Raw genomic sequence first — 12642 nt, 5'->3', positions numbered from 1 at the left:
CATAGGCCTTCTCCAGCTTGTCAGCGGCCCAGGCCACGCCGTCAACGCGCTTGGCGGGGTCGCCAGTCAACGCAGCGTTCACCGCGTGCTGGACGGGCGCCATCACGTGCAGGTCAAAGAACCGGCCCATGAACCGCACCTGCAACGCCGCTGCAGGGTCGGCCGGTATCAGCTGCACAGGCCCCGGGTGGGCCAACTGCAGGTGCTCGATCACGATGCTGCTCTCCACCACCGTGTGATCGCCATCCACCAGAAGTGGAAATTTCGCCAACGGCCAGCGGCGCAGCCATTCGGGCGCATGGTTGCCCGGCGCACCGGGGTCGAGATTGCGCAATTCAAAGGGAGTCCCGTTTTCATACAGCGCAGTCAGCACCTTCTGGGTGTAGGACGAGAAAGGGTGTCCATAGAGGGCGAGCATGGCCGCACCTGCGTTGGGGTTCTGCGGCGCAAGGCTCATTCGGGCGCCACCACCATCCACGGCACACCAAAGCGGTCAGCCACCATGCCGAAGGCCTTCGAGAAGAACGTTTTGGCCAGTGGCATGTGGACCTGACCGCCATCGGCCAGGGCGTTGAAGAGCCGCTTTGCCTCGGCTTCATCCGCCGGGCTGAGCGCCAGCGAAATGCCCTGGAAGCTGGTGGTGCCCGACCCCATGCCGTCTGACGCCATCACCGTCGTCTCGCCCACGGTGAATTCGGCGTGCATGACCATGTCGGGCGCGGGGCCCGGGCCGCCGCCTTCGCCGCAACCGGGTGCCCCGGCGGGCTCGGGGTTGTCCTTGAAACGCATGAGTGTGGTGACTTCGGCGCCCAGGGCGCGGCGGTAGAAGTCGAGGGCTTCTTCACAGCGGCCTTCAAACATCAGGTAGGACTCGACTTTCATGGGTGCTTTCCTTGGGGATGGTGGAGGGGTGAAACCGGTATCGGCATTCAATTGTGAACACCGTCCACAAAAGATAGCAGAGATAATGAACAGTGTCCACATTTCGACGTTCATGACTGCAACCAACCGCAACACGTACCGCCACGGTGACCTGCGCCGCGCCCTGCTGGACGCAGGGATCGAGCTGGCCCGCGCCGGCGGCCCCGATGCCGTGGTACTGCGTGAAGCCACCCGCCGCGCCGGCGTGGCGCCCAATGCGGCGTACCGCCACTTCGCCAACCGGGACGACCTGCTCGGCGCGGTGCGCGCGGCGGCCGTGGCCGCGGCGGCGCGGTTCATGGAGGCGGAACTGGAGCGCGTGCCCCTGCAGGGCAGCGCCACCGAGCAGGCACGCGCCAAGGTACGCGCCGTGGGCGCGGGCTACATGCGGTTTGCGCGGGCCGAGACCGGCCTGTTCCGCACGGCGTTCGGGGGCCAGTTCAGCGTGCAGCAGCAGCCCGACCCGGCCATGGGGGGCGCCACCGGCCGCAACCCGTTTGAACACCTCAGCGCGGCACTGGACGCGCTGGTGGCAGCAGGCGCGCTGCCCGCAGAACGCCGGCCCGGGGCGGAATACCTGGCCTGGTCCACCGTGCACGGGATGGCACTGCTGAGCCTGGATGGCCCGTTGCGCGGCGTGCCGCCCGCCATGCTGCAGGCGCTTGGCCAGCGCCTGCTCGACATGGTGGAACGCGGGCTGTAGCACGGCCCGCCCGGGGAGCGCCGGGGCCCGAAGCTCAGTTGCCCTTGGCCTCGAAGAAGGGCTTGCCCTGGATGGCCTCCAGGCCCAGCGTGAAGGTTCTCAGCGGCTCCAGGGGCTTGTCCTGACCTTTTTTCACAGGCCGTGGCACGTTGGGGTTGAGGGCGGGCTCCACACAGCCTGTGCGCACCGCCTGCTCCACTTCGCGGCTCAGTGCCCGGCGCTGGCCCAGGCGGCTGCCCGACAGGAACAACATGTCGCCCTGAAGCTCTGCCCGCTGGACCATGGGGGGCATGGCCTGGAGCTGATCGAACCCCACGCGCACGGAATTGGCACCGTCCAGGCGGTATTGCACCACCTTCACCACCGGCGCCTTGCCCGGTGCTCCGTCCACCACCTCGCCCAGGTAGAAGGTGCGCACCGCCTGCGCGGGCAAGGCGGGCAGCTGGTAGCTCTCCGACCAGGTGCTGTTGTCCGCGACAAACAGCGGCCGCAGCGTGGCGGGGGGCTGGTCGTCGGCCGACACCGCAAACACCGGCGCACGGGCGTTGGACAGCGAGCGGCCGTGAAAGTCGAACTCGACCCGGTCGCCCAGCGCCGCCACCTTGCGCGCAAAGGCCGGAAACAGGGTCTGCTCCGGCCGCACCTGCTGCAAGCGAACGCCGGTGCCCTCCGACTTCCAGCGGCCCGCCATCAGCATGTCCAGCGCGCCGCCCGTCACGGCAAAGCAGAACGTGTTGTCACCGAGCAGTGCGAGCTGCGTGACGGTGTCCACCGAGCCACCGCGGTAATCGCCCACATAGCGCGCCTCGGCAGGAGTGGCGGCGTGGGTGGCAAAGCTGGCCGCCAGGGCGAGCAGCGCAGCGGCCAGCGTGCAGGCGCTGCGCAAGGGGCGAAGGGTGTGGTTCACGAAGTGCGTCCAGGAGCAAGGGTCGACCACTATATCGCCGCAGCACCCGGTGGTGCTGACGGCCTGCAGGCACCACCGGGTTCCGGTCTTTCTGCCTACACTGCATGCACCATCAACTGCCGATCGCCGCAAGGAGCCCCATGCGCCACCGTTCACTCTGGATCGCCCTGAGCCTGCTGGCCTGCCTGGGGCCGGGCGCCGCGCACGCACAGTCTGCGGGCCACGCTTGGCGCACCAGCGCCACCCCCACAGAACAGGCCCTGGATGCCACGGCGTTCCAGGGGGCGGGCGAGGTGCTGGCGCAGCAGCTCACCGATGTGGAAAGCGCCGTGGTGGTGTTGCGCGGCCGGGTGGTGTACAGCTACTACCGCGATGGCGATGCGGACAGGCTGCGCGACACCCAGTCGGCCTCCAAAAGTGCGCTGTCGGCGCTGGTGGGCACGGCCATCGCGCAGGGCCGCATCGCCAGCGTGGACCAGCGCGTGACCGAGCTGGTGCCGGAATGGGCACCCCTGAACAGCGACCCGCGCGCCGCCACCATCACGCTGCGGCATCTGCTGACCCTGACGCCGGGCTTCTCGCAGGCCGACACGCCCCGCACCCGCGCGGGTACCGCTGCCCCGCTGCCCCCGCAGGAAGCCTGGGCACGGCCGCTGGCGGCAGAGCCGGGGCAGGTGTTCGCGTATGACAACTCCGTCACGCCGCTGCTGGTGGCTGTTCTGGAGAAAACCACCGGCATGCCCCTGGCCGACTACGCGCGCCAGCAGCTCGTCGGCCCGCTGGGCTTTGCCGAGCCACGCTACCAGGGCAGCATCGTGCACCTGCGCACGCTGGACATGGCCAAGCTCGGCCAGCTGTACCTGCAACGCGGCCAGTGGGACGGCAAGCCGCTGGTGCCTGCGGCGTATGTCGATGCCTCGGTGCAGGCCCAGAGCGCGGGCGGCCCTCCCGCGGGATTGCACTACGGCCAGCTGTGGTGGGTGGTGCCGGGCAAGGCGCCACGCCCCACCTTCATGGCCAGCGGTTGGGGCGGGCAGCTCATCTGGGTGTATCCGCCGCTGGACCTGGTGGTGGCCACCACATCCACCGTGTCGGCAGAAAGCGGTCAACGCGGGCAGGCCTTGCAATGGATTCGCCAGCAGGCCTTTGCAGCGGCCCAGCGCCGCGTGGCGGCAGAGCCGAACTAGCGCAGGACAGGCCCCTGCGCCCCGTGGTCATCCCGGTGCCTTGCCCACAAACGCCACCGTCAGCCCCTCGGCCGTGACGGTGATCGGCCCGGGCTGCAGGCCCAGGCCGTCCAGCACGGCCGTGTCCTGCGGGCGCAACTGGTGCAGGGTGACTTCGCGCAACGACTGCTCGGCCAGCGCCGGGGCGTAGGTATTGAGCAGCTGCACCACCGCCGGCTTCAGCGTGGGGAAGTCCAGCCGGCCCAGCCGGATCTGGTGGGCCCGCAGCGTGCGGTCGCTGGCCTCGTAGCGCAGCGCGAACTCCACATCGAACAGGCCCGCATGGCTGCGTCGCAGGGCCGGGCCCGCCGCGTCCACCACCATGGCCGCGCCCAGGCGGTTCACCTCGGGCAGCAGGCGCAGCGCGGGCGCCTGCAGGGTCAGATCGAGCAGGCCCTGCACCGGCACACTGCGCGGAAACCGCTGCGCCGCCATCTCCTGCAGCTGGGCCAGCGGCACGGTGTAGCGGGGCTGGGCCCGTGCGCCACGCGCCACCAGCAGCAGCCAGCCCGCCCCGCCCAGGGCCAGGCTGCTGGAAGCGGTGTTCAGAAATCGTCTGCGGTGCAGCATGCGGCAGTCTCCTTGAAGGCCCGTGGGACCGGTTCAGGATGAAAAGGTGCAGCCTGCGTCACCAGGGGTTACAACAAAAACTGCGGGCGCCTGCCATTGCGCCCCGGCAGCGGCGGTTGAAAGGTGCGATGCCCTGTCGCCCTATCGCCCCACCACCGACCAGCCGGCCTTCTGGTTGGATTTGTCGTTTTCGTATTCCCACGCGGTGCCGCAGCGGTCGCACACATAGCGGGTGATGGTGACGGGGCCCGTGTCGCGGTCTTCCTTGCGGTTGCCGCGCTGCACCAGCTCGGCGTGGCCGGGCGCCTTGCGCCAGTTGCGCTGGATGCCCTGGCAGGGCTCGCACAGCGCCATGGGCTTGAGTTCGTTCTGTCGGGCGAGGTCTTTGGTCATGGGGGGCAGCCGTCGGGGGCTGGTGGATGGGTGGGTGGGTTCGTGTACGGCGGGCGGCTACTGTAAGGCACCTGCGGGTACAAGGGCACAGCGCGGGGCAACATTTTCAAGCCAAATTGGCCCTCAGCGCTTGCTGGATAAGCGCAAGCAGCTATGAAAAAAAGAGTGTTCCGTCAGCCCGTCGTAGGCCGCAGAGCACAACGCAATGCGCCACCTCACCAGGCCAACGCAGTCTGGCGGCCGCTAGCATCACCCCCATGCTGCGCCAGCCCTCGTCTGCCACGACAACGCCATCTCTCGACACACCGCCTGTATGCGCCGCGATTGACTTTGCTGCGCCAGCGCAGGACGTGGCCAGGCGCCTGATCGGCGTGACGCTGCTGGTGGACGGCGTGGGCGGCACCATTGTGGAAACCGAGGCCTATGACCAGACGGACCCTGCGTCGCACACCTTCGGCGGCGCCACGCCGCGCAATGCCGCCATGTTTGGCCCGCCCGGATGTGCGTATGTGTACCGGTCGTACGGGCTGCACTGGTGCATCAACACCGTGTGCCGCGACGTCGGGCACGGCGCCGGTGTGCTGCTGCGCGCGCTGGAGCCCACCCATGGCATCGCCACCATGCAGGCGCGGCGCGGGCTGCAGGACGTGCGCTTGCTGTGCGCAGGGCCCGGGCGGCTGGCGCAGGCGCTGGGCATCGATGCCAGCATGAACGGGCGGCCGCTGAGTCTGCCGCCGTTTTCGTTGCTGGAGCCGCAGGGGGCGGCGGCCATCGACGTGGTCGCGGGCCCGCGCATTGGCATCTCGAAGGCAGTCGATGTGCCCTGGCGGTTTGGGCTGCGCGGCTCGCGCTACCTCAGCCGCGCGTTTGTGGTGCCCACCGGTGGTGGTCGGCCCAGCGGCGTGGGCTGACTGCCGGGCTGCAGGCTGGGCGGTGGCCGGTCAGCCGGCGGCCATGCGCAGCCTGCGCGCCGCGTCTTCGTCGCGCGCATCGTCGATCTCGCGCAGCACGGCCTGCATGTCCACATCAACATGCTGCGGCGCGTAGTGGCCCGTCAAAGGCGTCTCGTTGCTCAGCAGGCCGCTCTGGTACAGGCTCCAGATCTCGGGGCCGAATTGCGTGCTGCGCAGCTCGGGCGCGAACTGCCCGAAGAAATCGCGCAGGTTGGCCACATCGCGCAGCAGCATGCGCTGGGCGTGGTTGTTGCCCGCAGCGTCCACGGCCTGGGGCAGGTCGATGATGACCGGACCATCGTGGGAGTCTGCGCCGTCTGCGCCCGGCAGGCGCGCCAGCAGGATGTTGAACTCCGACAGGTCGCCGTGCACCACACCCGCACACAGCATGCGCACCACCTCGGCCACCAGCGTGGCGTGGTGGGTGCGAGCGTCCTCGGGGGTGAAGCTCACATCGTTCAGGCGCGGGGCGGCGTCGCCATGGGCGTCGGTCACCAGCTCCATCAGCAGCACACCGTCGTGAAAGTTGTAGGGCTGCGGCACGCGCACGCCCGCAGCGGCCAGGCGGTAGAGTGCATCGACCTCGGCGCTTTGCCAGGCGGCCTCTTGCTCTTGCCGGCCAAACTTGCTGCCCTTGGCCATGGCACGGGCCGAGCGCGAGTTCTTGACCTTGCGGTTTTCGGTGTAGTCCACCGCCTGCCGAAAGCTGCGGTTGTTGGCCTCTTTGTAGATCTTGGCGCAGAGCGTGTGGTCGCCGTTGCGCACCACAAAAACCATGGCCTCCTTGCCGCTCATGAGCTGGCGGACCACGGTGTCGATCAGGCCTTCCTCGATGAGGGACTGCAGGCGGGGGGAGCTTTCATCGGTGCATTTTGCCCGCGTGGCGCAATGCCCCGCCCTGAGCCGGTGGACGCAGGGCGTTTCTTTAGCCCGCGCCGCGCAGATCGCGCAGCCGCTGGTGCACCGCATCGCTGTCATCTACCGGTAGCTGGTGCTTGGCCTGCAGGTAGTGGTGGGTGAACACGTCCAGGTAGGCCTCCAGCGTCTGCGCGGCATGCAGCTCGCCCGCCAGTTCCAGGCACAGCGCGCCCACCTCGGAGGTGCAGAAATGGTCCGTGCGGTTGGACCGGCGCAGGTGGTAGCGCGAGAGCTGCTCGGGCGCCAGGCTCAGCACGGGCAGGTGGTTGAGGTAGGGGCTCTTGCGGAACATCTTGCGCGCCTCGGGCCAGGTGGCGTCGAGCAGCACAAACAGCGGGCGCTTGCCCTCGGCGGTAGCCACCTGCGTGACGACGCGCGCAGGCTCCACGAACTCGCCGGGGAACACCACATACGGCTGCCACTGCGGGTCGGCCAGCAGCGCCAGCAGGTCGGGGTGCACCTCGGTGCGCGCCCAGCCAAAGGCGTACGTGTCTGCCACCACATCGGCGATCAGCCAGCCGGTGTTGCTGGGCTTGAGCGGCTCGATGTCGGCCATCAGCAGGCACATGCCTGCACGCGTGGGCAACGTGGGGCGCAGCGCGCAAAGGCAGTGGCTGGGCACCAGGCGGCAGCCCGCGCAGCGTTCGCCTTTGGGGCCGCCCCGGGCCAGAAAGGGCTTGGCGCTGCGGGCGAGGCGCTCCGCGCGCAGGCGCGAGACGGCGTGCGGTGCAGGGCTTGGCGCAGGGGCGGTCACTGCCCGCCCGCCTGCTCCAGCGCAAACAGCGGCAGCTCGGCCTTGCGGCTGAGCCACACGCCGCCACCCAGTTCGATGGCGCCTTCGCGCAGGCCGCGCCGATAGAGCTCGGCGCGGTGGCGGAACACGCGGTTGTCGGTGATCTCTTCGTCGATGATGTCGCGCTCGAAATCCTCGCGCGAGACGGCCTCGACATACAGCGCGCCTTTGGTCAGGCGGCCCAGGTTGAGCAGCGCCGCCTTCAGATCCGGCGGGCTCAGGTAGGGCAGCACGCCCTGGCAGATGACCAGGTCAAACGGCGCATCGGCCACGTAGTCCACCACCGACCCCTGCTGCCACCCGAAGCGCTCGCACAGGTAAGGGCTGAACTCCACGCCCTGGTAGCTGGCGCCCGGAAAGTGCTGCGCCACGATGCCCTTCCACAGCCCGATGCCGCAGCCCACGTCCAGCACGCGGCTCACCGGCACGCGCAGGTATTTGAGGTAGCTGCACACAAAGGTGCCCAAGCGCTCCATGTGCGCCGGGTCCACCACGCTGGTCTTTTTGTCAAAGTAAAAGCGCTGGTAGTAGGCCTCGTCAAAAGTGGTGGCGCTGGCGGATTTCAATGGGTGTGTCCTCTGGCATGGATGCGGCGGCGCGAACCGCGCCGGGCCCGGGAGTATCGCCCGCCGCGGACCGTCGGCTTTCGGCCCGGGCCTACTTGACTGCGGCGTCCTTGGGCGGGCGGTGCAGCGCGCACAGCTTGTTGCCGTCCGGGTCACGCAGGTAGGCCAGGTACAGCTTGCCGCCGGGGCCTTCGCGCCAGCCCGGGGGGTCTTCGCAGGTGGTGCCGCCGTTGGCCACACCGGCGGCGTGGAAGGCATCGGTCTGCTCGGTCGACTGCATGGCAAAACCGATGGTCGCGCCGTTGCCGAAGGTGGCAGGCTCGCCGTTGATCGGGGTGGTGATGCCAAAGGTACCGGTGGGGCCGCGGTAGAAGTAGCGGTTCTTGTTGGCCACCCCGGGCGGCACGCCCAGCGTGCCGAGCACGGCGTCATAAAACTTGCGGGATGCCTCCAGATCGTTCACACCGACCATCACATGACTGAACATTTTGCGTGTCTCCGTTGGGCCCCGGGGGCGGGGCGGTTTGTGGGCGCTGCGATGTTACCCGCTGGTAGATGCCCCATGCCCGCCGTCGGCGAAAGGGGCGGCTGACAGCGCCGGCCATGCCCCGGCGCGCTGCAGGCCATCGGTCCGAAGCCCATGGGCATTTTCAGAGTCGAATCAGGCTCTAGCGCTTATACAGAAAGCGCCAACAGCTATATTATTAATAGCAAATCAAAGCAGCCCCGCAGGCCCGGGGCGGCCGAACAGGTAGCCCTGGAACTGGCGGCAGCCGTTGCGCAGCAGGAACGCGCGCTGGCCTTCGGTCTCGACGCCCTCGGCCACCACATCCAGGCCCAGGCTGCGCGCCAGCGTGATGATGGTGCAGGCGATGGTGGCGTCGTTGGGGTCGGTGAGCACGTCGCGCACAAAACTCTGGTCGATCTTGAGCTGGTCCAGCGGCAGGCGCTTGAGGTAGCTCAGCGACGAGTAGCCCGTGCCAAAGTCATCCAGCGAGAAACCGACGCCCTGGGTGCGCAGCGCCTGCATCTTGAGGATGCTGTCTTCCACATCGTGCAGCAGCAGGCTTTCGGTCAGCTCCAGCTTGAGGCGGGCGGGGTCGGCACCGGCGGCGCGCAGCACGCTGAGCACGCCGTCGGCAAAGTCGGGCTGCCGGAACTCCTGCGCGCTCACGTTCACGGCCAGGCTCCACATCGCCGTCGCGGGCGCCGCCGCCCATTGCGCCAGCTGCTGGCAGGCCAGGGTGAGCACCTGGCGGCCCAGCGGCAGGATGAGCCCCGTCTGCTCGGCAAGCGGGATGAAATCCCCGGGCGACACCATGCCGCGCTGAGGGTGGTGCCAGCGCACCAGCGCCTCGGCGCCCAGCACCTGGCCCGCTTCGTCCACCACCGGCTGGTAGTGGAGCAGGAATTCGCTGCGCAGCAGGCCCTGGCGCATGTCGCCCTCCAGTGCCGATCGGGCCGTGACGGCGGCCTGCATGGCAGGGTCAAAAAAGCACAGCGTGTTGCGGCCCTTGGCCTTGGCCTGGTACATGGCCAGGTCAGCGCGCTGCAGCAGCTCCTGCACGGGCAGCTGCACATCGCGAAACAGCGCAATGCCAATGCTGGGGGTGCTGTGCACTTCGCTGTTTTGCACCGTGTAGGGCTGGTTCAATGCGGTCAGCATCTTCAGCGCGACGGCCTCGGCCTCTGCGCCTGCCGCCGGCAGTTCGGCGTTCAGGCCCTGGAGCACCACCACGAATTCGTCGCCGCCCAGGCGGGCCACGGTGTCGGTGGCGCGCACGCTGGCCCCGATGCGCATGCCCACCTGCACCAAAAGGCGGTCACCCCACTCGTGGCCCATGGTGTCGTTGATGTCCTTGAAGTTGTCGAGATCCAGGAACAGCAGGGCGCCATGGCTGCCCTCGCGCGCACAGGCGCTGGCCGCGCGTTCGAGCCGGTCCATCAGCAGCCGCCGGTTGGGCAGGCCCGTGAGCTCGTCATAGAACGCGAGGCGCTGGATCTCCGCCTCGGCCAGCTTGCGCTCGGTGATGTCGCGCGCCACGCCCCGGTAGCCGGTGAACTGGCCGGCCTCATCAAAGATGGGCTCTCCGCTGATGGAGATCCACACGGGCCTGCCGTCTTCCGCCAGGCGCTGCATCTCGAAGTCGTGAAACACCTCGTGCGCCTCCAGCTGCCGGCGGTGCTCTCGCCACTGGCTTTCGCTCACAAAGGTGTGGGGCAGCTCCCAGCGCGTGCGGCCGTAGTGCATGTCGTCGGGCACGCCGGCTTCGTTGTGGGGGTTGCCGTCCAGCCGCACAAAGCGGAACTGCGCGTCCTGCTCCCAGTACCAGTCGGAGGACAGCTGGGTGAGGCTGCGCCAGCGGGACTCGCTCAGGCGCAGGGCCTCCAGCGTGCTGAGGTAATCGGTCACATCGGTGAAGGTGCGAACGCGCCCGCCTTGCTCCAGCGCGCGGGTGCGCACTTCGATGTAGCGGCCCTGCAGGTTGCGCCGCACGTAGGTTTCCGGCATGGTGAGCCTGCCGCCGTGGGCCGCGTATTCCGACGCCACGTAGTTGCGCGCCCCCAGCTCGATCAGCTCGAACCCCTGGCCAAAGTCCCCGCGCTCGGCCTGAAAGCGCACCACGTCCTCTACCCGCGGTTGCGTGGCCAGGAGCGATTCGGGCAGGTCCAGCAGCTCCAGATAGCGGCGGTTGTACACGCGGATGCGGCCCTCCACATCCACATTGGTGATGCCCTGCGAGACGCTGGCGAGCGTGCCTTCCAAGGCCCGGGTCTTCTCGGCCAGCAGGGCGCTGGTGCGCTCGAGCTGGGCTTCCACGGCGCTGCGCGCCAGTTCGGCACGGCGCGCCATCTCCAGCTGGCCTACGGTGTTGAGCAGGGGCTGAAGAAACTGCACATCGGCGGCCGAGTAGCCCTCGGCCCGGTTGGCCAGGCCCACCATGGCCACCAGCTCCCCGGCGGCGTGAATGGGCAGCCCCAGGTAGGTGAGCAGCGGCGGATGCCCCCGCGGCGTGCCGGCGCTGCGGGGGTCGCTCCGCGCATCGTTGGTGAGCACCGGCTCACCGGTCACCAGCGCAGCCCCCACCAGCGAATGGAGGTTGTCGAACACCATGCCACCCTCTGCGTGCTGCGCATACCGGGCGCGGGAGGCTTCGTCCCAGCTGATGTCGGTGATGGCGTGCACCCGCAGGTACGGGTGCCCGTCATCGCCGCGCTGCACCTGGCCCACCATGCCGAACGCGCTTTGGGTGAGCGCCATCAGCTCGTCCAGCAGCGCCTCGAAGGCCGCCCGGGGCCCGGAGCTGGCAATGAACATGGCCTGGGCCCGCGAGATCGCCTGAAGCAGCCTGTGCTGGCGGGCCAGCATGGTTTCTGCGGCGCGCCGGGCCCGGGCGCTGGAACTGCGCTCGAGCACCGAGTCAATCTGTGCCGGCAATGTGAGCAGGTAGTCCAGCGCAGTATCCTGCACCGCAAAGTCATCGAAGCCGTAGCGCATGGCCTGCGCGGCGTGGGTTTCGGCACCCGCGCGCACGATGATCATGGCCGGCACGCCGTCGAGCATGCGCAACAGGTCAAAGGCCGACCCGTCCACCGTGCGCTGCGCCGCCAGCACGATATCGGGCGGGCTGCCCGCGTTGCGGTCCAGGTATTCGCCCGACTCCCGCAGCGATGCGGCCACCTCCACCCGCCAGCCCGACCAGGGGTCCGCCAGCGCGTCGACCACGGCCTGCGCGTGAAGGGGATCGCTTTCGATCAGCAGGATGGAGATGGGCATGGCCGACCGGCGTGGGGTGATCGAGGGTGCTGTCAGCCCGAAAGTAACAGCGCTGAAACATTATGCGGGTTTCGACCGCACCCCGCGGCCCCGCGGTCAAGGGCCGCAGGCGCCTACTGGATACACTTTGCGCCGCACCCCGCTTTCGGCGCCGTGCCTTTGCCCTGCCCCAACACCCTTCCCCGACCATGCAGCCACTCAGCGTCAACGAATACCTCCGCCAGCACATCCGCACAGTGCCCGACTGGCCCGCGCCCGGCGTGCAGTTCCGTGACATCACGCCGCTGCTGCAGGACCCGAAGGTGTTCCGCGTACTGATCGACGCGTTTGTGCACCGCTACATGGACAAGGCATTGCGCCCCGATGTGGTGGCCGGGCTGGATGCGCGCGGCTTCATCCTGGGTGCCGTGGTGGCCTATGAACTCAACGTGGGGTTCGTGCCCATCCGCAAGAAGGGCAAGCTGCCGTTCACGACCGTGGAGGAAACCTACGAGCTCGAATACGGCAGCGCCACCGTGGAGCTGCACACCGACGCCGTCAAGCCCGGCGACCGCGTGCTGCTCATCGACGACCTCATCGCCACCGGCGGCACGATGATGGCCGGCCGCAAGCTCCTGGAGAAACTGGGTGCCACCGTCACCGAGGGCGCCGCGATCGTGGACCTGCCCGAGCTGGGAGGCTCCAGCCGTCTGCGCGAATCCGGCCTGCCGCTGTATACCCTGGTGGATTTCGAGGGGCACTGATCGCCTCCCGCGCAGCCTCTTGGGTGCTGCGGGGTTTCAGTTCAGCTCGCCGTACTGGGTGCTGCTCAGATCGGGGGCCGGGCTGTCGGCACCGGGCATCTCGGTGTCCTCAAAACCAGTGGGTTGCGCGGGCGGCAAGATGGGGCCGGACCGCACCGGCACGCCCGGCCT

Annotated in this window: 14 protein-coding genes; 4 read left to right on the top strand and 10 right to left on the bottom strand. The window is 68.6% G+C overall.

What is annotated here, in order from left to right; all coding sequences use genetic code 11:
• Positions 1–457 (bottom strand): glutathione S-transferase family protein (locus tag KYG_RS04020; protein ID WP_008903551.1); only part of this gene is annotated, 457 nt, incomplete at its 3' end.
• On the bottom strand, positions 454–882 hold the full coding sequence (locus KYG_RS04015) for a VOC family protein (RefSeq protein WP_008903550.1): 429 nt from the start codon (positions 880–882) through the stop codon (positions 454–456). The genes KYG_RS04020 and KYG_RS04015, both read right to left, overlap by 4 nt.
• Positions 883–967: 85 nt before the next feature.
• On the opposite strand from KYG_RS04015, the gene KYG_RS04010 reads away from it, so the two are divergent.
• On the top strand, positions 968–1624 hold the full coding sequence (locus KYG_RS04010; RefSeq protein ID WP_008903549.1) for a TetR/AcrR family transcriptional regulator: 657 nt from the start codon (positions 968–970) through the stop codon (positions 1622–1624).
• A 34-nt stretch (positions 1625–1658) separates the two neighbouring features.
• On the opposite strand, the gene KYG_RS04005 is transcribed toward KYG_RS04010, so the two are convergent.
• Positions 1659–2531, bottom strand: coding sequence for a hypothetical protein (locus KYG_RS04005; protein WP_008903548.1), 873 nt, complete (start codon positions 2529–2531; stop codon positions 1659–1661).
• A 140-nt stretch (positions 2532–2671) separates the two neighbouring features.
• On the opposite strand from KYG_RS04005, the gene KYG_RS04000 reads away from it, so the two are divergent.
• Positions 2672–3718 (top strand): serine hydrolase, encoded by a 1047-nt coding sequence (locus KYG_RS04000; protein WP_008903547.1) that lies wholly within the window; start codon positions 2672–2674, stop codon positions 3716–3718.
• A 27-nt stretch (positions 3719–3745) separates the two neighbouring features.
• Here KYG_RS04000 and KYG_RS03995 read toward each other — a convergent pair whose 3' ends face one another.
• Together KYG_RS03995 and KYG_RS03990 are read right to left on the bottom strand one after the other, a co-directional pair.
• Positions 3746–4327: a hypothetical protein gene (locus KYG_RS03995; protein WP_008903546.1), complete on the bottom strand. Its 582-nt coding sequence runs from the start codon at positions 4325–4327 to the stop codon at positions 3746–3748.
• 141 nt (positions 4328–4468) lie between these two features.
• Complete coding sequence (locus KYG_RS03990; RefSeq protein WP_008903545.1) at positions 4469–4720, bottom strand: hypothetical protein; 252 nt, start codon at positions 4718–4720, stop codon at positions 4469–4471.
• A gap of 257 nt (positions 4721–4977) precedes the next feature.
• Here KYG_RS03990 and KYG_RS03985 point away from each other — a divergent pair, with 257 nt between their 5' ends.
• The gene (locus tag KYG_RS03985; protein WP_008903544.1) at positions 4978–5631 is read left to right on the top strand and encodes a DNA-3-methyladenine glycosylase; all 654 of its coding nucleotides are present in this window, start codon (positions 4978–4980) and stop codon (positions 5629–5631) included.
• A gap of 30 nt (positions 5632–5661) precedes the next feature.
• Here KYG_RS03985 and KYG_RS03980 read toward each other — a convergent pair whose 3' ends face one another.
• The 5 genes from KYG_RS03980 to KYG_RS03960 form a co-directional block, all read right to left on the bottom strand.
• Entirely contained in the window at positions 5662–6651 is a 990-nt protein-coding gene (locus tag KYG_RS03980; RefSeq protein WP_237707194.1) for a PA4780 family RIO1-like protein kinase, read from the bottom strand.
• Entirely contained in the window at positions 6599–7345 is a 747-nt protein-coding gene (locus tag KYG_RS03975; protein ID WP_008903542.1) for a tRNA-uridine aminocarboxypropyltransferase, read from the bottom strand. Before KYG_RS03975 ends, KYG_RS03980 begins: the two co-directional genes overlap by 53 nt.
• Positions 7342–7950 carry a bifunctional 2-polyprenyl-6-hydroxyphenol methylase/3-demethylubiquinol 3-O-methyltransferase UbiG gene (locus KYG_RS03970; RefSeq protein ID WP_008903541.1) on the bottom strand — a complete coding sequence of 203 codons (609 nt, stop codon included), beginning with the start codon at positions 7948–7950 and terminating at the stop codon, positions 7342–7344. Before KYG_RS03970 ends, KYG_RS03975 begins: the two co-directional genes overlap by 4 nt.
• Positions 7951–8041: 91 nt before the next feature.
• Entirely contained in the window at positions 8042–8437 is a 396-nt protein-coding gene (locus KYG_RS03965; protein ID WP_008903540.1) for a VOC family protein, read from the bottom strand.
• Positions 8438–8665: 228 nt separating this feature from the next.
• A complete protein-coding gene (locus KYG_RS03960) occupies positions 8666–11728 on the bottom strand; it encodes an EAL domain-containing protein (RefSeq protein WP_008903539.1) in 3063 nt (1020 codons plus the stop codon).
• A gap of 188 nt (positions 11729–11916) precedes the next feature.
• On the opposite strand from KYG_RS03960, the gene KYG_RS03955 reads away from it, so the two are divergent.
• Positions 11917–12471 (top strand): adenine phosphoribosyltransferase, encoded by a 555-nt coding sequence (locus KYG_RS03955; RefSeq protein ID WP_008903538.1) that lies wholly within the window; start codon positions 11917–11919, stop codon positions 12469–12471.
• Positions 12472–12642: the final 171 nt, after the last annotated feature.

It is taken from the genome of Acidovorax sp. NO-1 (assembly GCF_000238595.1).
Taxonomy (GTDB): domain Bacteria; phylum Pseudomonadota; class Gammaproteobacteria; order Burkholderiales; family Burkholderiaceae_C; genus Acidovorax.
The sequence above is the reverse complement of the archived record's forward strand: the minus strand, read 5'-3'. Positions and strand labels throughout refer to the sequence as shown.